This window comes from Clostridium kluyveri DSM 555 (assembly GCF_000016505.1).
GTDB classification, from domain to species: domain Bacteria; phylum Bacillota; class Clostridia; order Clostridiales; family Clostridiaceae; genus Clostridium_B; species Clostridium_B kluyveri.
On sequence record NC_009706.1, the window covers coordinates 1170632 to 1195710 of the forward strand.

Below are 25079 nucleotides of genomic sequence, written 5' to 3' on the forward strand. Positions count from 1 at the left end.
AGTTTTTCTGGTTCATATTATGTAACAATAGTGTTATAATTAGCAGTATAATTTCAGGTATAGAGAATTATCAAATATTTAATTCAAATAATAATTTTGTAAAAAGGGAGGTAATTATATATGAGATATGAAGGCATTATCTATAGGCCGCCTAGTGAAGCCTATAGCTTGATAATTCAGATTAGCGTGGGATGTGCACATAACAAGTGTACTTTTTGTAACATGTATAAAGCTAAAAAATTCAGAATAAAAAGTTTGGAAGAGGTGTATGGGGATTTATATGAAGCAAGACAAATGTATGGACATGTAGAACGTATATTTTTGGCAGACGGAGATTCACTTGTGCTGCCCATGGAAAAATTAACGCAGATATTGCTTAAAATAAAAGAATTATTTCCAGAATGCAAAAGAGTATCTGCTTATGCCACACCTGGAGATATTTTAAGAAAATCTCCAGAGGAGCTCAAAGAATTAAAAGAATTGGGCATAGGTATATTTTACATGGGAATAGAAAGTGGAAGTGATTTAATATTAAAAGAAATACAAAAAGGAGTTACTTCAGAGGAAATAATAGAGGCAGGACAAAAGATTAAGAAAAGCGGTATCAAAATTTCTGTAACATTTATTTCAGGTATAGGTGGAAAGGATAAATGGCAGGAAAATGCCATGGAATCTGCAAGGGTTATAACTGCAATCAATCCTGATTATGTGGGACTTTTAACTCTCATGGTGGAACCTGGAACAAAAATGTATGATGATATTAATAGTGGAAAGTTCAAAATTCTAAGTCCAGAGGAAATTATGCTGGAAACTAGAGAATTAATTAAAAATATCCATACCACTAATTGTGTTTTTAGAAGCAACCATGCATCAAATTATGTGGCTTTAAGTGGAACTTTATCTGAAGACGGGGAAAGGCTTATTGCTCTCATTGATGATGTTTTAAGTGGGAAATATGGATATAAGCCTGAGAAGTTCAGAAGATTATAAGAAAAATATAATTTATAAAAATAATAAGAAGAGTCTAGAGTGCACTTTAAAGGGCAAGACTCTTATTTTTTTATCTAAAATTTTATAATATATGAGTAATTATTTAAAAAAGTGAATATTTTTGTAAATAACTCTATATTTCTATAAATATTTATAAAAATAAAGGAAAAACGTGAGAGATGTAGAACATATATTATATTTACTATAATTATATTTAATTTGTTTTATAATTTAATTTATTTTTATCATAAAAATAAATATTTATGATAAATTAAATTGGAAAATGTAACATAAGGAGGATTTTTATGAGAAAGATACTTATTGTTGATGATGCGTCTTTTATGAGGATTTCTTTAAGGACTATGCTGCAGAGAAATGGTTTTGAAGTTGTGGGAGAAGCTGAAAATGGAATATCTGCAATTTTGAAATATAAACAGTTTAATCCTGATATTGTTACTTTAGATATTACAATGCCCGACATGGATGGCATTGAAGTACTTAAAGAAATTAAAAAATATGATAGTGAAGCAAAAATTGTAATGATAACTGCCATGGGACAAAAAACTATGGTGAAGAAATCTATATTAAGTGGTGCTAAGTCATTCATTGTTAAACCATTTAAAGAAGAACAGTTAATTGAAACACTTAATAAAGTGATGTTCATTTAGATACTATTAAGAGGTAGAGAGTTATGACAAATAAATACTCAAATGATCCTATGCTTGAATCCTATATATTTGAAACTTCTGATTTAATAAATAAGCTTGAAACTTTAGTGCTGGATAATGAAAATTCAAATTGTTACTGCCAGGAATGCATTGATGAAATTTTTCGTATTGTACATACAATCAAAGGTTCTTCAGCCATGATGTCCTATGATTATATTTCAATGCTGGCTCATTCTATAGAAGATCTGTTATATTTTATCAGAGAGAATAATTCTGAAGATCTGGATTATAAAGAATTATCTGATTTAATATTGAAATCTGTAGATTTTATAAAGGGAGAAATTGATAAAATAAAGATCGGGAATGGAGTACAGGGTATATGTGATGACATGATAAATGAAAATATAAAGTTTCTTGAAAAGCTAAGTAAATGTGATTTACCTAAAAAAGATAATATAGATAGCCAGAAGGTAGATAAATCCGATATTGATAAGAAGGATACTCTATATAAAGCTGTAATATTTTTTGAAGACAACTGCCAGATGGAAAATTTAAGAGCCTATACGGTAGTGGAAACTTTTAAAGAATTTTGCCATGAATTATATTATGTGCCTGAAGATATAATTGATAATGACAATACCTGTAATTTAATACGGGAGGAAGGATTCAAACTATTTATAAAATGTGATAAATCTTACGAGGAAGTGGAGCAAATCTTAAAACATACAGTTTTGTTAAAAAGCGTTAAACTCATAAAAATGGAAGAAGATGAAGAAGTTCATCCTGTTTCTAGGCCAAAAGAAAATGTGGATTTAAATGGACATGTTCCCTATCAGCCTTTACCAGGGAAACAAGAAAGAATACCAGATAAATCAAATGTACAAAATTTTATAAATGTAAAGGTTGAGAAACTTGATAAGCTTATGGATTTAGTAGAAGAAATGGTTATTGCAGAATCCATGGTAACTGAAAATCCAGATTTAAAAGGGCTAAAGTTGGATAATTTTCGAAAATCCGCAAGACAACTTCGTAAAATTACTAAAGAAATTCAGGACACAGTAATGTCTGTAAGGATGGTGCCTGTATATGGAATTTTTCATAAGATGAATCGCATAGTGCATGATATGAATAAAAAATTAAATAAGAAGGTTAAGTTAAAATTTATTGGAGAAGATACGGAAGTAGATAAAAATATAATAGAGCACATATCAGATCCTATTATGCATCTGGTGCGTAATTCAATTGATCATGGAATAGAATCTGCAGAATGCAGAAGATCTCTAGGTAAAAGTGAAATAGGTAATATTATTTTAGAGGCAAAGAATCAGGATAATTATGTTGTGGTAATGATAAAAGATGATGGAGCAGGATTTAATAAAGAAATAATTTTAAAAAAGGCGCGTGAAAAAGGGCTTTTAAAAAAATCTGCAGATGAGATGAGTGATAAGGAAATTTATGATTTAATATTCATTCCAGGATTCTCTATAAAGGAAAATATAACAGAATTCAGCGGACGTGGAGTGGGAATGGATGTAGTAATGAAAAATATTAAAGAGATTGGAGGAATAGTGACAGTTCAAAGTAAAGATAATGAAGGAACCCTCATAACCATAAAAATACCAAGCACCCTTGCTATTATAGATGGAATAAATGTGAGGGTAGGAGATTATTATTATACCATTCCCGTTACCGTAATAACGAAATTTTTCAGACCAAAAGCTGATGATATCTTTCATATTGAAAAAAATGAAATGATAATGGTAAGAGAAAAGTGCTGTCCCGTAATTCGTATACATAAATTATACGGAATTGAAACTAATATTAAAGAATTAGCAGATGGAATAATTGTCATGGTAAAGAATGAAGATAAGTTTGTATGCATATTTGCAGATGAGTTATTGGGTCAACAACAGGTGGTAGTAAAACCTCTCCCGGATTATGTAAAAAGAATCAAAAATATAAAGGGTATATCCGGCTGTACAGTACTGGGAGATGGAAGTATGAGTTTAATACTTAACATAGGGGAATTGAATGGAAGTATTGGCTAATTTCCGCGTTCGGATAAAATAATTTGTAGTGAAGGGATCTGTAAATATGACTAAACCTGTATATGATATTTTTGTGGAGGATGGAGAAGATACCCAAAAAGATAAGTATCTTATATTTGCACTGGCAAATGGATTCTATGGTATAGATATTAAATATGTTATTGAAATAATAGGAATTCAATCTATAAGCAAGGTGCCAGAGTTACCTGAATATATAAAAGGTATAATAAATTTGAGAGGTAAGATTATACCGGTAATGGATGTAAGGTTGAGATTTAAAGAGGAGTATAGGGAATACAATGATAGGACATGCATTATAGTGATAGAAATGGAGGATATAGCCATAGGGCTAATTGTGGATAGTGTATTGGAAGTAGCAGATATATCTGATTCAGAAATTGTAGATCCGCCAGAAATAGGAAGCCATAAAAATAGGTTTGTAAGAGGTATAGGAAAATCACAAAACAGCATAAGGCTGATTTTGAATTGCAATAAGCTATTAAATGATGAAGAAATAGATGTTTTGTCAGATAATATTTAACATTAAAGGAGATAAGATATGAAGTGGTTCAATAATTTTAAAATAGGAGTTAGATTACTAACTGGTTTTGGTATGATGGTAATAATTATGCTTGTTATTGGTCTGGTGGGGATAAATGGTATAAGCAAGGTAAATGAGTTAGATACTGAATTATATGAAAAGATGACAGTACCTTTAGGAGAATTAGTTACAATGACCAGCTCTTATAATAATATAAGAACTGCTTTAAGAGATGTGGTTTTATCAAAGGATGAAACTAGCATTATAAAATATTCAGATAATGTAAGGGTAAATAGCGATAATTTTGATGATGAATTAGAAGAATTTTCAAAAACCCTTATAACTAATGAAGGAAAACAAAAAATCCGAACTCTTAAGGAAAACAAATCTAAATATATGGACATAGCCAATAAAGTTATTGAATTATCGAAAAATAGTAAAAATGATGAAGCTGCCAATTTGATTTATAGCGAACTTACAAAAGTTCAAGAAAATATGGAAAGTGATTTAAAAACTATTGCAAGTCTTAAGGAGAGTAATGCCAAAAGTTTTTCACAGAGCAATGGTCAAACTGCCCATACAGTAAAGATATTAGTTATAGTTTTAATGGCTATAGGGATAATTGCTGCATTAATGCTTGGAATATTTATATCATCATCTGTAAGTAAGCCTATAACAGAAATTATGTATTCTGCAAATAAAATTGCAGAAGGAGATTTAAATATTGAGATCAAGGTTGATTCCAAGGATGAAATAGGAATACTTGAGAATAGTTTTAAAAAAATGGCGGCTCATCTAAATGAAGTCATAAAAAGTATTAATTCTGCGGCAGATCAGGTAGCCATAGGATCCAAACAGATAGCTGATTCAGGTATAGTTCTTTCTCAAGGGGCCTCTGAGCAAGCTAGTTCCATAGAACAGCTTACAGCCTCCTTAGAAGAAATTTCTTCAAGCACGAAATTTAATGCAGATAATTCAAATGAAGCAAATAAACTTACAGAAGAAGTTAAAAGTAGTGCAAATGAAGGAAGTTCACACATGAAAGAAATGCTCCAAAGTATGGATGAGATAAATGCGGCATCGAAAAATATACATAAAATTATAAAAGTTATAGATGAAATTGCATTTCAGACAAATATCTTGGCATTGAATGCAGCTGTAGAAGCTGCAAGGGCAGGGCAGTACGGAAAAGGTTTTGCAGTAGTGGCAGAAGAGGTAAGAAATTTGGCTGCCAAATCAGCAGATGCAGCAAAAGAAACCACTTCTATGATAGAAAATTCAATTAAAAAATCGGAAAGAGGTACTAAAATTGTACATGAAACGGCGGAAGCTTTTGATAAAATTGTAAAAGGTGTTATAAAAGTGGATAATATAGTAAGAGAAATAGCTTCTGCTTCCAGTGAACAAGCTGCAGGCATTGAGCAGATTAAAGGAGGGATAATGCAAGTATCAGAAGTAGTACAGCAAAATTCAACTGCATCCGAAGAAAGTGCTTCTGCCAGTGAAGAACTTTCAAGTCAGGCAGAACTTATGAGGGAACAGGTTAAAAAGTTTAAAGTAAAATAGATTTAAAATGTATGTGGGTCATAATACTTTAAAGGCTTATGACCCTGAAAACAAACATATACTTTATTCTGGAACGACAATAACTAATGTATCGGCATTTTTCAAGACCTTGTTAGTTACAGAACCAATAATTCTAGCCAGTCCCTTTTTATTGGACTTAGTCATAATTATTACATCATAATTATCTAATTTTGATTTTAGTAATATTTTGTCAGGAGCGGAGCCAAAATCACTATATTTTTCTACTTCATAGCCTTCAAGCTTTTTCTCGGCTTTGTCCAATATTTCATCCATATCTTTTTGAGCTTGCTCTATAGTAGAATTTGTTATAGTCATATCATTTGCCATGACGATCTCTCTGATAGTCATAAGGGTTATTGTTACTTTATCTTCTTTGAATAATTTTTTTAGCCAGTCAAGAGAGTGCATACTTCGATCAGTTCCGTCTAAAGGCACTAAAATTTTTTTCTTTGTCATGTAAAACACATCCTTTTCAATAATATGTTATATAAGAGTTCTTATATATTTATATCTACTGTAATATAAATATATTTCCTTATCAAAATTTTATAATTAAGTTTATTCTGGAATGATAGCAACTAAGGTATTTGCATTTTTTATAATTTTGCTGGTTACAGAGCCAATCATTCTATCTAAAGCTGTCTTTGTGGATCTTGTCATAACTATCATATCAAATTTATCCTGTTCTGCTTTTTTTAATATTTTATCATCAGCATATCCAAAAGTGAGGTATTTTTCTACTTCATAACCATCAAGCTCTTTTTCAGCCTTATCTAAAACCCTATGGCTTATTTGCTGTGCTCTGTACATTTTATCCTTTATCATAGTATCTTTTGCCATAAACATTTCTACAACATTCATGAGAGTTACTTGTATTTCATCTTTTTCAAATAATTTTTTTATCCAATCAAGAGAGTGCATACTTCGGTCAGTACCGTCTACTGGTATTAAAATTTTTCTTTTTGTCATGTGAAACACATCCTTTTCAATTATTTATTTTAAGTTTATAGCAATTGCAGACGTATGTCCATTATAACGTTTTCTATATAAAAGTATAATCCTTTCAATTTTATAATACAAGTAATTATCTTTATATTTTTAACAAAATGCTCTAATATGAAATAATGATGTAGTTATATTTAAGAGCCTATTTTATTAAATAATTTTAAGCCTAAAGCAATCAATCCAGAGGTTATCATAGGGCCTACGGGAACACCACCTAAAAAAGCAGCGGCGATTACTGCTCCTAAAATTAAAGCAGGCATAATTTCACTGTGACCTTGAATAGTTAAGTAGTTCATACCAAGTCCACTTAAATAAGTTGTAAAAAGGGAAACTAAAAGGGCAAATATTCCAAGCCATGAGGTAAATACATTTCTAATGCTTATATAGCTTACCTTTCCATCGGCAATAGGTATTAAAATGGATGCTATAAGTATTACTAGGCCTAAAAATAATCCGTTTTCTTGTAAATAGGGAAATATAAATTTATCTGCATTTAAAAGCTTCAAGATCAAAAGGAAGCAGGTAGCTAATGCCACAGAATTAGCTCTCCCAAGTACAGAAGCAGTTAGTATTATTATTAATATAATGGTGGATTCCAATTTAACTCATCTCCTTAATGGTAGTGGGCGGATAAACAGTTACATTTGAGAAAATATATGATTTTAAATATTTAAATATGACAATAACCAATATAGTTGACTTTAATTTTTTTATAAAGAATAATAATATATCTTTTACGTATAATTAAAATAAAGAAACTGTTGAATAGAATGATTAAAATAAAGATTGTTATGAAAATATCAAGTATATTTTACTTATGGCGTCCAATTTACGATAAAGCAGGAATTTTGCTGTGATTTATAGTATTATAGTATTATAAGTATTGAAGGTATGAAGGTATTCATAATATGCCTTTATTATATTGTTAAGGAGGGAATTTTTATGGATGATGATAGGATTGTAGATTTTAATGTTCTTAAAAACAAAGCCAGAGAAAAAGATGTGGAGAAGTTTGAAGATTATGTATATGGACTCAGCTATGATATGTCTCAAGGTAAATTAACTATGGCCGATTTTTCTGAAAAGATTCAAAAGTATATGGAAAAAAATAATATATCTCATGAAAAGCTGTTTAACATTCAAAAAGAACTTATGAAAAGATATGGATTTAACATAGAAGATATAGAAAAACAAATGAAGAGTATGGGAATTGACATATCATCTTTAGAAAAGGGAAATGATTATGAAACCATTAGAAAAACTTTGAGTTTTCAGGAAAAATATAAAAAAGACATAGGAAATGTACTAATGACTACATATACTATAAATAATTCTGTAAATAACTTATCCATATTTATAAGTGAAGAAAAAGTGATTTTAGAAAGTACTGGAAAAATAAATCTACAGGATACTGAATTAAATGAATTTTTATGTTCTTATAAGAAAATACTGAAGGATAAAAAACTTATGATTTATTTATGTGAAAATATGGGGGTATTTGAATATTAAATTATTCTTGTGTACATATAATAAAAAGTAAAGGATTATATACGTAATAATTTTGAAAGAAGAGATGAGAAATATCAAAATGTTCTCTTGTTAAATACATAGATTAGATAACCAAGTGATTTTAAGGTTCAGCTCTAGACTTTTCATGAAAAATATTTCTTACATCTGAACCTTAGAAGACCTTAGTCAGTTAGATTTTATAGGTTACATTGAAGAATTTAATTTTGTATATTTATAGTAAGATTAATATATAAATTTATTTATTGAATTTTACTGTAGATATGCTAATTAAATTTTTTTAATTTGGAATATAACTTCATCACAGTAATCAGGACATTGAACTATAAGTTTTTCTCCAAAACCCATTTGTTCAGGGGTGACACCTTTTCTAGCAGCAAATACAAAGGGAAAAAAAGATTGTAGTGCCATTACACATATGTTATCTGTATTTTCCATATCTATAAGTGCATTTTTTATAGATATCTTGTCCCCTTTTCTATAACAATTACATTTAGACTCTATAACTTCTATTACAACATGTTCCATAAAATAGTTCTCCCTTAAATAAAATTTATAATGGTGAATTTTTTACATTTTAATATAAAAAAACAATAAAATCAAGTGTTTTTTTAATATATTATTAATTAAATGAGATTAATATAAATAATATATCAATAAAGATATTAGAAGCATTTAATATACGTAAAATTATTATGTGAATTTAAGATAAACCTTAAAAATACGATAAGATATATAGAATTATTTATGGCGTATTTTAACATATTGTATGCAATAATTCAAAAGCTAACAGGGAAGTGGCTTTAATATCTATCTTAAGGCTATCACTTTTTTTAATCTGCATAGTTTTTTGAAAGTGGAGAATATGCACTGATAAGCCCTTAGATAGGTTATTCTAAGATTCAGATAGGCAAGATTTTTGATAGTAAACTTTATCTGGATTTAAGAATGAATTAATAACAGGGAGGTAAAATCATGAAGATTCAAGATTCAAGTATTCAAATGTCTAGTCAACATAGTCTGGTAAAAGCTTATCAGAAAGTAGAGAATTTAAATGCATGGGAAGATTATGGGAGCAGTATGCCGCAGCGGCTTAAAGAGTTTACTGAAGACTTAGTAGATGGGGATAAACTGGAACTATCAGATGAAGCACAGGACTTTATGGAAAAGAAAAAAGAATCTCTAAAGGGAATGGAAGGGTATGCGGAAAAAACTTTAGAGTTTACCAGGATAACTAATAGTATAGATATAGGCTATGCAGTTACAACAGAAGGTGACTTGAAACTTAAAATTTTAGAAGATCTTTTAAGTGCAGTTTTTAAGAGGAAAATCAGGCTTAAATCTGCTGCAGAGTTGAACATTCAAATGCCAGAAAGCATTAAATTGAATTCACCTGTTAATTTTCAAAATTTAAGTATAAATTCTAATAGAGGTCCTCAATTAGGGTGGGGTGTTCAGTATAATCTTAATGAATCATATTTGGAAAGGGAGAAAACTTCTTTTAAATCTTCTGGTTTGATTCATACTGCAGATGGAAAAGAGATAAATTTTGACATAGAGCTTAATATGAGCAGATCTTTTTATACAGAGGCCAATTTATCCCTTCAAGCAGGGGATAGATCAATTGATCCTTTGGTAATTAATTTTGATGGGAAGGCTGCAGAACTTAATTCTACCAAATTTAGTTTTGATTTAGATTCAGATGGGAAGGAAGATCAAATTTCTTCTTTAAAAAATGGAAGTGGATTTCTTTCACTAGATTTAAATGGAGATGGAGTTATAAATGATGGAAGAGAATTATTTGGCCCTAATTCTGGAGATGGATTTGAGGATTTAGCCAAATATGATAGTGACCACAACAATTGGATCGATGAAAACGATGATATTTTCAATAAATTGAGAATATGGACTAAGGATGAAGAAGGGAATGATAAACTTTTTGCCCTAGGAGAAAAAGGCATAGGAGCTATTTATTTAGGAAATATAGGCACTGAATTTTCCATGAAAGATACGGAAAACAAGAGCTTGGCAGAGGTAAAGAGCTCTGGAATTTTTGTAAGGGAAAATGGTACTGTGGGTACTGTTCAACAAGTAGATTTTATAGTATAAGAATTTAAAATAAGGAAGTTATAAAAATTAACTTCCTTTATTAGTCTATTGGTCATCTATAACTTCTTTAGCAGCGTTACCAGTACTGCCTTGTAATTCATCGAATCTTCTCATAACCTCAGTACAGGTGTCTTTACAAATTTGTGGTAAATCGCTGTCATATGCATCTTCTACAGAGCCAAATATTTTAGTAAGTAAATCTGTAGTTTCTTCTGATATACTGGTAATTTTGCTTCCAGTTGATCTTTTAAAGAGATTATTTTGGGCGTTTATGGTATCACTTATAAATTTTTTTATAAGTTCTGTTTTAAAGCTATCCTGTTCTTCTTTTAAGGCTGTAATTTCTTCTGTGGAGAGTTTCTTTTTTGCAGGTTTGTAGGTTGATTTTTCTGCATCTTCTTCTGTAGGTTTGATAAATGTATCAGTTCCTAAGTTCTGTTTTTCTACTTCAGTCTTTGAAGTGTTATTGTTTAGTTCATCTCCGTCATATGATTTTTTTATATTGTTTTTAGTAATATAATTTAAATTATTAAGTCTTTTATTTGCAGTTCCAATAACATTAATATCTATAAGTATTACCTCCTCTTTTAGATTTAAAATACTATAATATTTATCGTTTAATTAATATGTGGACTTGATTATTATATTTTGATGCTTTGTTATTCAATTTCGGTATGGAAGTTTATGGGATTGATTAGTTGTCGTAATCTTCGTTGACATGAGAATTTATTTGAAAATTGAATAATATGGTGTATTATATAATTAAAAATTATCCATTTAGAAAAGTGGTGATAATATGAAAGATAAACGTTTTGAGACTGTATTTAATCAAGGGGTCATGGAAGGCTATAGGATAATAGTCGACAGAGAAACTGGGGTAAACTATTTATATGTCAGCAATGGAAGTTCTGGAGGATTGACTGTATTGCTCGATTCAGAAGGAAAACCGGTTATAACAAAGAAATAAATTTAAAGTATAAAACACTGTATTATTAAAAGAATTTTACGGTGTTTTTTATATTTGTAATATGAATTTTATGTGAATTAGTTAGAAAAATTTGGTCTTTTAAAATTAAATAATATGGTTTAAATAACAAGTCCTAAAATAAGTACAATTAACAAGAAATGATTATTTTTTGTCAAATAATAACGAAATATATAATAACTTATTCTATAGGAGGGTTATTTCAATGGAAAATCAAATTTTAGAAGCCTTTTTAAAAGTAGTACCTGACCTTAAAGATATATTACAGGAGGATATATCGGTAGCTGTTGCAGATACGGAAAGATTTTTATATTACAGGCCTGGTGATACACTTGATGTGAAAGTTAATGTAGGAGATAAAGTACCTATTGATGGGGGCTTATATAAGACGATCAAAAATGGTGAAATAAATAGTGCATTTTTATCTAAAGAATTGAACAATATCATAGAAAATGTAGTAAAAACTACAAATCAAACAGAAAACAATATAAAAGAAAGTAATGAGATTATTAGCATGATACAAAACATAGCTTCACAATCCAATTTGTTGGGACTTAATGCAGCCATAGAAGCAGCGAGATTAGGTGAACAAGGCAGAGGTTTTACAGTTGTTGCAAGTGAGATGAGGAAGTTAGCTCAATTAAGCGCCCAATCCTCACAAAAGGTTTCTAAGATATTATCCGAACTAAGTAAAAATGTGGAACAAATTTTAAAAATAATGAATGAAGCTCAAATTGTTTCAGAAGGACAAGCATCTGCCACTGAAGAGATAACTACCACATTAGAAGAAATCACTGCAAGTGCTCAAGTTATGTTAGATATTGCGAAGGTAGAATAGGTTAAGGTATTTATGAAGCACGATGGAGACTGAAGAAGAGCATATATTGGGATGTTTAACATCGGTATAAGGATTAGAAGATGCGGATTATAAATTTTCTATAAGGGGTTAATATAAGTTAAGGATTCTGTGCATCTTTTATTGTACATATAACACTACTTTAAGGATAGAATATATGTGAACATATTTTTAATTAGAGGAGGTGGTTTTATGAATTTAACAAGTGCACCCAATAGATTAATAAATGAAAAGTCTCCATATTTATTACAACACGCTAATAATCCTGTAGACTGGTATCCCTGGGGACAGGAAGCTTTTGAGAAAGCTAAACAAGAAGATAAACCTATATTTTTATCTATTGGGTATAGTTGAATTCGTATCTTATATGCACATGTCACTGGTGCCATGTTATGGCGAAAGAAAGTTTTCAAGATAATGAAGTTGCTGAAATATTAAATAAATATTTTATATCTGTAAAAGTGGATAGGGAGGAAAGACCTGATGTTGACAGTATTTATATGAAAGTTTGCCAATCTATTACTGGTAGTGGAGGGTGGCCACTTACAATTATTATGACTCCTGAACAAAAACCTTTTTTTGCAGGAACGTATTTTCCTAAGAATAATGTGGGAGAAGCTTTAGGACTAATAGCTATCTTAGAATATATACAAAAGGCGTGGAAAGATAACAAAGCTCAGCTTCTTAAAGAAGGAGATAGTTTGCTGGACATAATAAATACCTTAAATAAAAACTCATCAGGAGAATTATCACAGGATATTCTAAAAAAAGCTTTCTTGGAATTTAAACAGAATTTTGATACCTTATATGGAGGCTTTGGAGGCTATCCTAAATTTCCCTCAGCTCATAATTTACTTTTTCTTTTAAGATATTTTCATAAAACTAAAGATGCTTTTGCACTGGAAATGGTAGAAAAAACTTTGGAGTCTATGTATAGAGGAGGTATGTATGATCATATAGGATATGGGTTCAGCAGATATTCTGTAGATAGAAAATGGCTTATACCTCATTTTGAGAAAATGTTATATGATAATGCACTTATTGCTATGGCTTATTTGGAAACTTTTCAGGTTACGGGAAATAAAAAATATGCCAAGGTAGCGGAGGAAATATTTGAATATGTTTTAAGGGATATGACCTCTAAAGAGGGTGGATTTTATTCTGCAGAAGATGCTGATTCAGAAGGAGAAGAAGGGAAATTTTATATGTGGTCTCAGGAAGAAATAAAAGATATACTGGGACAGGAACAGGGAAGTAAATTTTGTTGTTATTTCAATGTAACATCACAGGGTAATTTTAGAGGAAAAAATATACCCAATTTAATAGGAAATTCCATATTAGAGGAAGATGTACAATTTATAAAAAATTGCAGAGAGAAATTATTTAAGTATAGAGAAAAAAGAGTGCATCCACATAAAGATGACAAGATTCTAACTTCATGGAATGGTTTGATGATTGCAGCTATGGCATTGGCAGGAAGAGTGTTAAATAATAGCAAATATACTTTGGCGGCAAAAAAGTCTGTAGATTTTATTTATAAGAATTTAATTAGAAAGGATGGCCGATTATTGGCCAGATATCGTGAAGGGGATTCATCTTTTTTGGGTTATGCAGATGATTATGCATTTTTGATATGGGGATTAATAGAACTATATGAGACAACTTATAATCCAGAATATCTAAAAAATGCATTAGAACTGAATCAGAACTTTTTAGAAATTTTCTGGGATAGTGAAAATGGAGGTTTTTTTCTTTATGGAAAAGATAGTGAGAAACTAATAATAAGACCTAAGGAAATATATGATGGACCCACTCCTTGTGGAAATTCTGCAGCTGCATTAAATTTACTTCGATTATCTTATTTGGCTACAAGTTATGAATTTGAAGATAAAGTAAAACAGTTGTTTGAAAATTTTGCAGATGAAATAGAATCATCACCAATATCATGTTCCTTTTCATTAGTTGCATTATTATTTTCTAAATATCCCGTCAGACAAATTATCATATCTGCAGGAGAAAATATCAATGAAGCAAGAAAAGTGTTGGATATGATAAATAAAAAATATAGTCCTTTTACCGTTTCAGTTTTGTATTCTCATTTAAATAAAGAATTGAAAAATATATGTCCATCCATAGAGCAATATATAGCTATTAGGGGTAAAGTTACTGTATATGTCTGTGAAAATTTTACTTGTAAAGAACCTATAACGAATATGGATTTATTAAAGGAGGTACTATCAAGTGATTCTTAGGTTCAGGTGAAGTTTGCTCATGTGTATTTTTGTGGAAATATAAGTTTGATTTTGGTAAATAATAAATATGAAAATGGTAAAAGATGAAAGTATTATAATTGACATTAGTATAAAATTTAGGTATAATAAACCTATATACAAAGGTATTGTGTTTGTGGAGGTATAGTTATTTGATATATAAAAAATGTATCCATAATAGAGTAGTGACGTTTATATATTAATAAATATGAATGTTGCTGTATTTTTGTTTTCATGTGAGAAGGCAGGTTGCTGACTGGATAAACCAGAGGCTTAAGAATAAAAAATAGAATTACATGTATAATTTTATAATGTCGATGCCTATGACACAAATGAATACAATGATGATTCCACGTGTAACTATGAAGATGGAAAAATGCGAAAATGGTATGAAAGTCATATGTATGACAAAGGATGAAACTGCAGCTGCTATGATGCAGAATCTTTGCTCTATGTTAAGTGGTGGAATGGCTAGTATGTCTATGATGATGAACGGAATGAAAATGATGGAATGGGGATGCACTGCTGTAATGTGTATGAATAATATTCCAGTCTATTGCTGCTAGTAGTAAAACATAAATTATTTTTTTAAATAATTAAAATTAATACTTAACCTAAAAATTAAAGAAATTGTGGTGGTTTCTTTATAAAATATTTATAATAGCAAAGTACTTGTGTATTCAGGTACTTTGTATTTTTGTAGAAGTATCAACAGCAAACTTTGCATTTAACCAATGTAATTTATGAAAAATAAAAAAATCTACTTCAAATAAGGAAAATAGCTTTTTAGTTAATATAATAATTTTGAGTATAAGCTGTATTTGATTTTAAAAAAGCATTTAGAAGGAATATTCATGGATATAGAAAGTAGATTTTTAAGTATTATTAATAATAATTTTAAAGAAGATGATAAAGATGCTTTTGCTATTTGCCCTAAAATATTTTATAGTGGTTTAAGTGAAAGCGAGATCTGCTCCATGCAGCAGATTTATAATTTAGCATATAATAAAGCAGTAGAGAAGATTGAGAATAAGTATAGAGGTTTTTATATATAGAATTGAATTTAAAAGATAAAAATAGAAATATAAATAAAAAGAAGTTTAAAAAACTTCTTTTTATTTATATAAATTTGGATTTTCAATGTGATTGAAAGAACTAAAAAATATTAGTGGTATAAGTATGTTGAAATATGTGATATAAACAAACATAGTTTGACATTATGGTGAATTTTGCATTATAATATAAAAAATAGATGATAATGATAATCGTTATTCATAATAAAATATAGTTTGATATTAAAATAAATATTATAATCAATAATAATTGTTTAATATTATGTACTTAGATAATTATTATTTTAAAAAGGGGTGTGATGGTATGATAATGAATAATACTTTTTTTAGGTATATTACCTATAGTTTAGCGTTTTTTGTGGTTGATGGAATTATAAATAAGAATGGAAACAAAAATTTAAATAATAAAAATACTCATATTAATGTACCTAGTTTTAAGGGGATTGTGGAGGTTAAGCATTATCTGCCAGGAAGAATCAGATTATATGTACCTGTATTAAAAGATAATCTAGAGGCGAAAGAGGTACTTATAAACCAACTGAGTAAAATTGAGTTTATTGAATTAAAGGATATAAACATTTTTATAGGTACTATGCTTTTAAGTTTTGATATACAAAAAATAAAGCCTATGCTTGTAGTAGGTATTATCGTAAAACTCCTTGGACTTGAGGAAAGTATAGATAATAGTGAGGAAAGTCTAGTTAAAAGAGAAATAAACAATTTAAAAAGCAGCCTTAATTTAGCTGTATATAATAAAACTAATGGAATATTAGATTTTAACTCTATTATTACATTAGGACTGCTTGCATCTGGTATAAATTCATGTGTAAAAAATCCGGGAGCACGTCCTAGCGGGATAAGTTATTTATGGTGGGCTTACTCTACTATTAAATAAAGGAGGAGTTTTATGGAGAATTTAAAAAAACATATTTTTAAACATTTTGCCAAAGTAAAGGTTGTTCACAGTATGCCGGGCAGATTAAGATTGAAATTGGTGAATACTTCAAATATACCCGAAGAATATAGTTATTATATAAAATATTTAAAAGATGCTCTATGCATTCTTCCGGGTATAGATAAGGTTAAATTTAACCATGTAATAGGAACTATACTTATAGAATATAATGTGGACAAGGTTTATGAGGAAAAAATATTAGGATGGATAGATACCATAATAAAAGTAGGAGCAGATAATTTTCAGCTTATTAAAGATTATGGTGAAAATAATTTGCAGTATGTGGTAGATACATTAGAACAACAGCTTAAAGATGTTGTTCATAAAATTTGATGTTGCTTTTGGTTGGGAGGAGTTTAAATGGCATTAAATAAAAATATACCTCTATTTAAATGCAGTGTAATACATACTATGCCTGGTAGGGTACGAGTTGGGTGTAGAGCTTTTCAATATTTAAGTAAGCTCAATAGTAAGATAGAAAAAAATTTTACAGGCATGAGAGCTATAAAAAGTGCAAAGATTAATAATATAACTAGAAATATACTTATATGCTATGACAAAAGGTTAACATCACAGGATGAGATATTGATTTTATTGCGGGAGATTGTTTCTAAATATTCAATCACTGTATATAAAAATGAAAGGGGGGATATAGGTAGAAGAATATCACAAGTAAAAGAAGTGAGGGAAGAATCTACTGAAGATATTCTAAAGAGAGTAGCTGTAAATGCTGGAACTTTGAGTTATTCTTTAATTACAAAACAAAATTGGAGTCTTATATCAGGTACATCTATGTTTAGTAAATTTACTACTATCCCTGCACTTATAAGTATAGGATTAATAGCTCCCCTTTTCAAGACTGGAATAGGGTCTTTTAGATATTCTTTAAAGCCTAATGCGGATACTTTAACTATAATTTCAATTATTTCAAGTTTACTTTTGGGAAAAGATGTTTCAGCTCTTACAATAATATTGCTGTCAGATGTAGCGGAGCTTTTGACTGCATATACAATGGAAAAGACCAGAGATTCTATAAAGAATATGATTGATTTAAATGAAGAATACGTGTGGAAACAATTAGAGGATAAAACAGTTAAGAGGGTTTCAATAAAGAGTATAAAGGAAAAGGATATTGTGGCAATACATACAGGGGAAAAGGTATGTGTAGATGGTAAAGTTCTGTCAGGAGTGGCAGTCGTGGATGAGGCATCTATAACTGGGGAATTTGAACCAAGTGTAAAAAGAACAGGCAGTTATGTATTTGCAGGAAGCATAGTAAAAAATGGTAATGTGACTGTTGCCACTGAAAAAGCCGGGGATAATACAGTGGTTTCTAGAATAATACATCTTGTAGAGGAAGCTGCGTCTAAAAAAGCTCCTATACAGGATTATGCAGATAAATTTGCAAGTTACTTGGTGCCGTTTAATTTTGCTTTTGCAGCTCTTACATATTTTGCAACCAAAAGTGCATTTAAAGCACTAAATATGCTTATTATAGATTATTCCTGTGGAATTAAGTTGTCTACGGCTACAGCCTTCTCAGCAGCTATTAATACAGCAGTAAGAAACGGGGTACTTATAAAAGGTGGAAATTATATTGAATCTCTTTCAAAGGCAGATACATTAATATTTGATAAAACTGGAACGTTAACAGAGGGAAGACCCCAGATAGTTAGTATAGTCTCAGCGGATAAAACTATAAAAGAAGAGGATATAATAAAAATAGCAGTGACAGCGGAGGAAACTTCCAGTCATCCTATGGCTAAGGCTGTAATGAGGAAGTCAGGACAACTAGATATCAGAATTCCAAAGCATGGAGATATTATTACTTATGTGGGGAGAGGAAATGAAACCACTTTAGAAGGAAAAATAGTAAAAGTGGGGAATAAGGCTTTTATGGAAGAAAGCAATATAGATACATCTCAGTTAGAAAGTGAAGAGGAAATGCTTATATCAAGGGGAGAAAGTATAATATATGTATCCTTTGACGGTAAGTTAATTGGGCTTATTGGAATACAGGATAAAATGAGAGATAATATGAGAAAAGCAATAAATAATTTAAGGCATAAGGGTATAGATGAGATAATACTTCTTACAGGAGATCTGAAGGAACAGGCTGAAATAGTAGTAGATAAAATGGGGATAGACAGTTATGAAGCTGAGCTTTTACCAGAAAACAAAGTGCAAGCTGTATTGAAGGTTCAATCTCAGGGTTCCAAAACTGTGATGGTGGGAGACGGTATAAATGATGCACCTGCTCTTGCCTATGCCAATGTAGGAGTGGCTCTTGGAGGAAGCAGTACAGATGCGGCTTTAGAAGCATCTGATATCAGCATTCAAGGAAATGATCCCATGATGCTGACTTCTGTAATAGAATTATCAAATAAAACTATGAATATAGTAAGGCAAAATTTTGGCCTTGTAATAGGTATAAATAGTTTGGGGCTTGTATTAAGTGCAGCAGGAGTGCTTCCTGTATTCTGGGGAGCTGTACTTCATAATTCAAGTACCATACTTGTAGTGTCTAATTCATTGAGATTGCTTTTTCATAATATGGAGAGGGGGATATAAATGGAACAACCTAAAATAATAATTTTATTCAGAACGAATAATAGATTAAGGCTCAAGTTATCTCATCCATTGAGAAATGTAAGACAAGCTATCTGCGCAATGGAGGAAAGAGAAGGGGTAAAAAAAGTAGAATATAACCCTGTCACCAAGTCTGTACTTGTACACTTTAACTTGCTTAAAATAGAATTGGAAGAAGTAATTTTAAGAATGCTGGTTATTTATTCTAAACAATATGATATGGTTCCAATTAAATTAGTAAGTAATACACCTACAAGAAATATACCTTCTCTTGCTATGTATTCTGTGGGATTTATTATAGCAGCATCAGCTATGAAATTTTTGGGGTTAAATTCAAATAAGAATGTAAGTGATTTATTAAATTGGGCTGCACTTGGGACTACTGCAGGAGCTATAGTAGAACATGGCTACAATGAAATAAATGAAAAGGGTGCTTTTGACCCTGAGGTAGTTTCTATTATGTACCTTTTGAATTCTATAAGCAAGAAAAACTTTATAGCTGCATCTGCTCTCACATGGATAACCACTTTTGGAAGGCATATTTTGGATTTTCGCTATGATGAATTATCTATAAAAGTTAAAGAAGTGAAAGATATATGTACAAATGAAAGTTATTTTGAGATATCTATTTATCATGGAGATGATCTTTATAAAAAGATGAATTTTGTAAGGGCTTTTCTAACAAATTTTATAGACAGACAGAATTTTTCCTATGGGGGAAATATACTTATAAATAGACATGGAATGGTCATGGGAAGAAATGGGTATGATAATTTTAATAAAAAGTGCAGTCAAATTATAATGAATAATTTTTAAATTAAAAATAACTTTAAGGAGGAATATAATTTATGTTACAATCAATTAACAGTGATCACATTAAAGGAGCATTGGTAGGGGTAGGAGTATGTGCAGTAGGATATTATGTGTATAGGAGAAATCAAAGACAGGTAGATTCTTTTTTAAAAGAAAAAGGAATAGATGTGTGCAGGAATACATCTAAAGATTATAGGACCATGTCTTTAGAAGAACTTATGGAAACTAAAGAACTGATAGAAGATATAATAGCAGAAAGAGGATCAAATGATGAAGTAGAAGATGCTAAAGATTCAAGCAGTGCTGTTGAAACAGAGCAATAATCAAGCTTTAGATAAGGTGGTTCCCCGTGAAATTTTATGGGGAGCTGCTTTTATTTTTTAAATTTTAACTTGAAAATTGGTGACGGAAATTAAGAGAGTAAGGGTGATTACTTTAGATATAATCTGTGGTATACTATAATTTAAATAAATTCTATTAATAAGTATAATACTCCTATTAAATTAATCAATATTTATTGGAAATTAGAATAATATATAATCTGAATATTAAAACTAAATGGGGGTGCATGAAAATGACTTTAATGGATTTTTTGCTTAGGGTGATCACAGCTCTTATTTTAGGTGGAATTATTGGAATTGAGAGACAATATAGGCATAGGATGGCGGGGATTCATACAAACGCATTGGTATGTGTAGGCTCTTGTCTATTTGTATTTTCTTCTTTTTTAATAGACACGGGAGATAAAACACGTATTGCAGCTCAAGTAGTTACTGGCGTAGGATTTTTAGGCGGCGGTGTGATAATGAGAGATGGATTTAATATAAAAGGATTGAATACCGCAGCTACACTATGGTGTACAGCTGCAATTGGAGTATTGGTAAGTGTAGGGGATTTTACTTATGCTTTTATAGGTGCATTGGTTGTAGCAATCTTCAATAGTTTGTCTGCACCTATTTCCAAAAGGATATATAAAGTAAAATCGCAAGGAGATGAAGGAGAGTATTTATATACCATAAGTATAAAGTGTGATGAAAATGAAGAATTTCATATAAGAACTTTTTTAATGCATATGTTGGCAGAAGAAAAAATAGTTCTCAGAAATTTGGAAAGTGATAATACGGAAACTCCAGGGATTGTATTTGTTACATCTAAAATTATGAGTATGGGAAAAAATGATATGAGTATAGAAAAGATAGTAAGCAAAATAAGTTTAAGTTCTGGAGTTTTAGCAATTGGATGGGAAGTAAGCCAATAATATTTATTGGATTTTGAGAGGAGATTTATTTATGGAACTATTAGTAAAGAGAATTAATAAGGAAGCTATTTTGCCATTTTATGCACATGAAGGAGATGCGGGGCTTGATTTGTTTTCTGTAGAAGAAGTTTTAATAAAACCTATGGAAAGAAAATTAATAGCTACAGGTATAAAAATCCAGCTGCCTCCAAATACAGAGGGACAGGTGAGACCAAGAAGTGGACTTGCATTGGCACATGGTATTACTCTATTAAATTCACCGGGAACCATAGATGAAGGATATAGAGGGGAAATAAAAGTTCTTATGATAAATTTAGGACAGGAAGGTTTTTTAATAAAAAAGGGTATGAAAATTGCCCAGATGGTTATAAAACCTATAGAACAAGTATTAATAAAAGAAGTAGTGGAATTAAAGGATACAGAAAGAGGAGAAGGAGGATTTGGCTCTACAGGAACCATGTAATAGACTATTTTTTAATTAAGAATTAAGAGTGAGGAATATGGTATTCTTCACTCTTAATTTAAATCTTTGCAATATTAGAATTGAAATAGCTGACCCCTGTGAGTTATTATTAAAGATTCAGAAGGAAGATTTTTGGTAAGAGCTGCAAAATCCTTTGTTATTCCATATTTATTCCAAAAATGCATTGGTATAAAAAATTTAGGTTTGACTTGGTCTATGAAATATTCTCCTCCTAAAGAATAATATTCTTCCAGTCTTGGATCTACGGGAAAAAATGCAAAATCTACAGTTTCATGTTTCAATTTATGTATTTCTCTTTCAAAATTTTCTTTGGCAGAGGTCTGTTCTTCTTTTGATTCATCCTTCCAGTACCATAAATTCAAGTCTCCGGCGTGAAATATATTAATTCCATCCACTGTAATAAAAAAGGATACTCCTATATCTGTGGAACCATATGTTTTTATATGTATATCATTTAAATTTAGTTCTTCATAAGGAGAGAGTCTGTAATAATTTTTTTTAAAATTCTCAATGTGTATATCATTGCTTAATATATATCTTATAGAAGAATTTAATTCCTGCCATTTTAATATTCTTGGATTAAAATGATCAGGATGACTGTGGGAACAGAATACTAGTATGTTTTTTTTATCTTTTAGAATATCTTCTGAAATAAATCCTTTTTCTAGGGTTTGATCCAAAGGGTTAAAAGAATCCTTATAATAGTCGAATATTAAAAAATGGTTTGAAGTTTCTACTGCAAAACCACTGTGATATAAATAATAAATTTTAATATTATAATTTTTCATGAATTTTCACCTTCCTGTGATTTGAATTGTTATCATTATATCATAATAATAACATGATATTGTGATATAATGGTAAATAAGAATATACAGGAGAGTGATAATTATGAGATTTGTATTTGATCATAATAACATAAATGTATTAAATTTAGAAAGAAGTATAAAATTTTATGAAGACGCACTTGGATTTAAAGAAATAAAAAGGAAAGAAGCAGAGGATGGCAGTTTCATATTGGCATTTATGGGAGATGGAACAGGAAAATACAAGATAGAACTTACATGGCTGAGAGATAGAGTGGAACCTTATAATCTTGGAGATAATGAAATTCATATGGCTGTAAGAACAGATGATTTAAAATCTGCGTATGATTACCACAGTAAAATGGGATGTATATGTTATGAAAATAAACAAATGGGACTTTATTTTATAGCAGATCCAGATGGATATTGGACAGAGATTTTAAGTCTGTAGAAGAATCACTTCATTAAAGTAGTCTACTGAATAAATTGATTTAAAAGGGATATAATTATAAAAAATTGATTTGGAGGTTAAAATATTGAATAATGTTAATCTTATAGGTAGGCTTACTAAAGATGCACAAATAGTTGAAATGAAGTCTGGCAATAGAAGTGTCATAAATTTTATTTTAGCAGTGAACAAGGATTTTATAAATGATAGAGGGGAAAGGGAAGCGGACTTTATCCCCATTTCTTACTGGAGCAATCATGGTGAAAAGTTATGTTTACATTTAAAAAAAGGTAAGCTTATAGGAGTAAATGGCAGAATATGTGTTAAGAGTTCTGTTAAAGAAGAAATAAAAAAATATTTTACTACTGTGGAGGCATATAAAATTGAATTTTTAGAACATAACAAAGAAGTTTTAGCATAATTTTAAAGAATATTATTTAAAGTAGAACAATTAAGGCAAACTTTTGGAGTTGGGTCTTAATTTTTAGTATTTCAATATGAATGCAGAGTGTGATTTATAATATAGTTATAAACACTATATTTATCCGATTTTATCTGAACCCAAGAATCACTTGATCCTTCATTGACAGAAGTGTAACTACATTGATAAAATGTAATTATATATGTAATTAGTGATTTTAATTTTTAAATTGAGCATAGGCCCTATTAAATTGCTAAAATTAAGCTGGGGAGGGTGAGGTTGATTTTATGGAGAAAAAAAGGATACTTATAAGTAAGGATTGTATAGATAAAATAATTTTGGGATTGAAAAGTATAAAGGTAAGTACGACAAATAAGATAATAATAGAAGATATAGAAAAATTATTGGATTTATTAAAAAAAGAGTTAAATGAAGAAAGCATTCCTTTAAAGGAGAGAATACTTGAGAAGATGAAAGAAACAAAAGGAATAGACCCGGATATGAATGCCAATTTGTATATATTGTATCGTAATTTAGATAATGAACATATTACTGAGCAGCAAGCTCAGGAGTTATTTGATACCTATGTAAAAATGGAATCCTATAATAAAAAAATTTATTAATGTAGATTTTTAATATATGTACGATATATTATATAAAAGGGGGGAACTTTGTGAGGTTAAATTACAATATGCCAGCTTTAACTATGAATTTCATTCAAAAGCAGGCCTTAAATAGACAGAGTGGAAATTTGCTTAGAATATCTAGTGGATATAAAGTAATTACTGCCAAGGACAATCCTGGTGCATTAGTAAAAAGTGAGAATATAAGAATGCAGATAGGAGGCCTTCAGTCTGCTACCAGAAATGTTCAAGATGGCGTAAGTATGCTTCAAAGTGCAGAAGGTGGGCTGCAAGAAATTACAAACATGATTCAAAGAGTAAGACAGCTTACTGTACAGGCTGGTGGAGTAACTAGTGAAAATGACAGGGAAATAATACAAAATGAAATAGATGAAACTTTGGATGGAATAAATTCTATGGCCAATAATACAGAATTTAATGGACTAAAATTATTAGGGAAGAACAAAAATCTAACCATGCCTGTAGGAGGAAATTCCGGAGAAAGCGTTATCATACCACAGATAGATCTAACTGATGGCAGTGAAAGTGTTATTTCGGAGTTATACAAAGTTAAAACAGCCAAGGGAAAAGATATATTAGGAGATGACAATAGTGATGCATTAGAGGCTATAGATAGTTCCTTAAATACTGTGCTCTCTCTAAGAAGTCAATATGGTGCACTGGAAAACAGGTTTCAATCTACTTATGATAATATGCAGGCTTTAACTGATAGTATGACTTCTGCTGACAGCAGTATACGAGATTCTGATATAGCAGAGGAAATGATGAATTATTCTAAGGAAAGTATAATTGTACAATCATCTACTGCTATGATTGTACAAGCAAATAAATTGCCTCAGGATGTTTTGGAGGTATTGAGAAATATTAAATAATACTTAAATTTAGCGTAAATATATAAAGGATACTTATTTAAAAAATAAGTATCCTTTATATATTTATATTAAATGATTAGAATATGGGCTTATTTTTAATTCATAATATGTCATTATATTTTAAAATAAT

The 25079-nt window shown here is 30.0% G+C and carries 28 protein-coding genes and 1 pseudogene; 24 read left to right on the forward strand and 5 right to left on the reverse strand.

Translation table 11 applies throughout. The features are described 5' to 3' along the window. Window positions 1-120: 120 nt before the first annotated feature. The 5 genes from CKL_RS05515 (at window position 121) to CKL_RS05535 (ending at window position 5813) form a co-directional block, all read left to right on the forward strand. Entirely contained in the window at window positions 121-990 is an 870-nt protein-coding gene (locus CKL_RS05515; RefSeq protein WP_012101500.1) for a radical SAM protein, read from the forward strand. 305 nt (window positions 991-1295) lie between these two features. Then, window positions 1296-1658, forward strand: a complete 363-nt coding sequence (locus CKL_RS05520; RefSeq protein WP_012101501.1) for a response regulator — start codon at window positions 1296-1298, stop codon at window positions 1656-1658. Window positions 1659-1681: 23 nt separating this feature from the next. Beyond that, on the forward strand, window positions 1682-3706 hold the full coding sequence (locus tag CKL_RS05525) for a chemotaxis protein CheA (RefSeq protein WP_012101502.1): 2025 nt from the start codon (window positions 1682-1684) through the stop codon (window positions 3704-3706). Between the two features lie 46 nt (window positions 3707-3752). Next, on the forward strand, window positions 3753-4247 hold the full coding sequence (locus tag CKL_RS05530; protein ID WP_012101503.1) for a chemotaxis protein CheW: 495 nt from the start codon (window positions 3753-3755) through the stop codon (window positions 4245-4247). Between the two features lie 18 nt (window positions 4248-4265). Continuing rightward, window positions 4266-5813 carry a methyl-accepting chemotaxis protein gene (locus tag CKL_RS05535; RefSeq protein WP_012101504.1) on the forward strand — a complete coding sequence of 516 codons (1548 nt, stop codon included), beginning with the start codon at window positions 4266-4268 and terminating at the stop codon, window positions 5811-5813. Window positions 5814-5876: 63 nt separating this feature from the next. Here the strand turns inward: CKL_RS05535 and CKL_RS05540 are convergent, their stop codons facing one another. The 3 genes from CKL_RS05540 to CKL_RS05550 form a co-directional block, all read right to left on the reverse strand. Continuing rightward, the gene (locus CKL_RS05540) at window positions 5877-6290 is read right to left on the reverse strand and encodes a universal stress protein (RefSeq protein WP_012101505.1); all 414 of its coding nucleotides are present in this window, start codon (window positions 6288-6290) and stop codon (window positions 5877-5879) included. A gap of 102 nt (window positions 6291-6392) precedes the next feature. After that, window positions 6393-6803 carry a universal stress protein gene (locus CKL_RS05545; protein ID WP_012101506.1) on the reverse strand — a complete coding sequence of 137 codons (411 nt, stop codon included), beginning with the start codon at window positions 6801-6803 and terminating at the stop codon, window positions 6393-6395. Between the two features lie 170 nt (window positions 6804-6973). Then, window positions 6974-7438 (reverse strand): DUF441 domain-containing protein, encoded by a 465-nt coding sequence (locus CKL_RS05550; protein WP_012101507.1) that lies wholly within the window; start codon window positions 7436-7438, stop codon window positions 6974-6976. A gap of 343 nt (window positions 7439-7781) precedes the next feature. Here CKL_RS05550 and CKL_RS05555 point away from each other — a divergent pair, with 343 nt between their 5' ends. Next, window positions 7782-8348 (forward strand): DUF3867 domain-containing protein, encoded by a 567-nt coding sequence (locus CKL_RS05555; RefSeq protein WP_012101508.1) that lies wholly within the window; start codon window positions 7782-7784, stop codon window positions 8346-8348. 288 nt (window positions 8349-8636) lie between these two features. On the opposite strand, the gene CKL_RS05560 is transcribed toward CKL_RS05555, so the two are convergent. Continuing rightward, window positions 8637-8894, reverse strand: coding sequence for a TIGR04076 family protein (locus tag CKL_RS05560; protein ID WP_012101509.1), 258 nt, complete (start codon window positions 8892-8894; stop codon window positions 8637-8639). 447 nt (window positions 8895-9341) lie between these two features. On the opposite strand from CKL_RS05560, the gene CKL_RS05565 reads away from it, so the two are divergent. From CKL_RS05565 to dut, 14 genes and pseudogenes are all read left to right on the forward strand, one after another. Further along, window positions 9342-10475 carry a hypothetical protein gene (locus CKL_RS05565; protein ID WP_012101510.1) on the forward strand — a complete coding sequence of 378 codons (1134 nt, stop codon included), beginning with the start codon at window positions 9342-9344 and terminating at the stop codon, window positions 10473-10475. A gap of 127 nt (window positions 10476-10602) precedes the next feature. Beyond that, window positions 10603-10854 carry a hypothetical protein gene (locus CKL_RS20620; protein ID WP_012620335.1) on the forward strand — a complete coding sequence of 84 codons (252 nt, stop codon included), beginning with the start codon at window positions 10603-10605 and terminating at the stop codon, window positions 10852-10854. 417 nt (window positions 10855-11271) lie between these two features. After that, on the forward strand, window positions 11272-11442 hold the full coding sequence (locus CKL_RS05570; RefSeq protein WP_012101511.1) for a DUF6440 family protein: 171 nt from the start codon (window positions 11272-11274) through the stop codon (window positions 11440-11442). A gap of 223 nt (window positions 11443-11665) precedes the next feature. Then, window positions 11666-12298: a methyl-accepting chemotaxis protein gene (locus CKL_RS05575; protein WP_012101512.1), complete on the forward strand. Its 633-nt coding sequence runs from the start codon at window positions 11666-11668 to the stop codon at window positions 12296-12298. A 210-nt stretch (window positions 12299-12508) separates the two neighbouring features. Continuing rightward, window positions 12509-14568: pseudogene (locus CKL_RS05580) on the forward strand (thioredoxin domain-containing protein). Between the two features lie 341 nt (window positions 14569-14909). Then, a complete protein-coding gene (locus CKL_RS05585; RefSeq protein ID WP_242649453.1) occupies window positions 14910-15152 on the forward strand; it encodes a hypothetical protein in 243 nt (80 codons plus the stop codon). Window positions 15153-15440: 288 nt separating this feature from the next. Further along, window positions 15441-15641: a hypothetical protein gene (locus CKL_RS05590; protein WP_012101516.1), complete on the forward strand. Its 201-nt coding sequence runs from the start codon at window positions 15441-15443 to the stop codon at window positions 15639-15641. Between the two features lie 322 nt (window positions 15642-15963). Further along, on the forward strand, window positions 15964-16554 hold the full coding sequence (locus CKL_RS05595; RefSeq protein WP_012101517.1) for an HMA2 domain-containing protein: 591 nt from the start codon (window positions 15964-15966) through the stop codon (window positions 16552-16554). A 12-nt stretch (window positions 16555-16566) separates the two neighbouring features. Further along, the gene (locus CKL_RS05600; RefSeq protein ID WP_012101518.1) at window positions 16567-16947 is read left to right on the forward strand and encodes an HMA2 domain-containing protein; all 381 of its coding nucleotides are present in this window, start codon (window positions 16567-16569) and stop codon (window positions 16945-16947) included. 27 nt (window positions 16948-16974) lie between these two features. Then, a complete protein-coding gene (locus CKL_RS05605; RefSeq protein WP_012101519.1) occupies window positions 16975-19185 on the forward strand; it encodes a heavy metal translocating P-type ATPase in 2211 nt (736 codons plus the stop codon). Further along, window positions 19186-20019 (forward strand): hypothetical protein, encoded by an 834-nt coding sequence (locus tag CKL_RS05610; RefSeq protein ID WP_012101520.1) that lies wholly within the window; start codon window positions 19186-19188, stop codon window positions 20017-20019. It begins immediately after the preceding gene. 32 nt (window positions 20020-20051) lie between these two features. Then, on the forward strand, window positions 20052-20339 hold the full coding sequence (locus tag CKL_RS05615) for a hypothetical protein (protein ID WP_012101521.1): 288 nt from the start codon (window positions 20052-20054) through the stop codon (window positions 20337-20339). A gap of 251 nt (window positions 20340-20590) precedes the next feature. After that, window positions 20591-21274 (forward strand): MgtC/SapB family protein, encoded by a 684-nt coding sequence (locus CKL_RS05620; protein ID WP_012101522.1) that lies wholly within the window; start codon window positions 20591-20593, stop codon window positions 21272-21274. 31 nt (window positions 21275-21305) lie between these two features. Further along, window positions 21306-21737, forward strand: a complete 432-nt coding sequence (dut, locus tag CKL_RS05625; protein WP_012101523.1) for a dUTP diphosphatase — start codon at window positions 21306-21308, stop codon at window positions 21735-21737. A gap of 74 nt (window positions 21738-21811) precedes the next feature. Here dut and CKL_RS05630 read toward each other — a convergent pair whose 3' ends face one another. Next, the gene (locus CKL_RS05630; protein WP_012101524.1) at window positions 21812-22546 is read right to left on the reverse strand and encodes an MBL fold metallo-hydrolase; all 735 of its coding nucleotides are present in this window, start codon (window positions 22544-22546) and stop codon (window positions 21812-21814) included. 103 nt (window positions 22547-22649) lie between these two features. Here CKL_RS05630 and CKL_RS05635 point away from each other — a divergent pair, with 103 nt between their 5' ends. The 4 genes from CKL_RS05635 to CKL_RS05650 all read left to right on the forward strand — a co-directional run bounded on the left by CKL_RS05635 (window position 22650) and on the right by CKL_RS05650 (window position 24949). Further along, window positions 22650-23015: a VOC family protein gene (locus tag CKL_RS05635; protein WP_012101525.1), complete on the forward strand. Its 366-nt coding sequence runs from the start codon at window positions 22650-22652 to the stop codon at window positions 23013-23015. 85 nt (window positions 23016-23100) lie between these two features. After that, a complete protein-coding gene (locus CKL_RS05640) occupies window positions 23101-23433 on the forward strand; it encodes a single-stranded DNA-binding protein (RefSeq protein ID WP_012101526.1) in 333 nt (110 codons plus the stop codon). A 287-nt stretch (window positions 23434-23720) separates the two neighbouring features. Then, window positions 23721-24056 carry a hypothetical protein gene (locus CKL_RS05645; RefSeq protein WP_012101527.1) on the forward strand — a complete coding sequence of 112 codons (336 nt, stop codon included), beginning with the start codon at window positions 23721-23723 and terminating at the stop codon, window positions 24054-24056. A 50-nt stretch (window positions 24057-24106) separates the two neighbouring features. Further along, entirely contained in the window at window positions 24107-24949 is an 843-nt protein-coding gene (locus CKL_RS05650; RefSeq protein ID WP_012101528.1) for a flagellin, read from the forward strand. Window positions 24950-25079 lie beyond the last annotated feature (130 nt).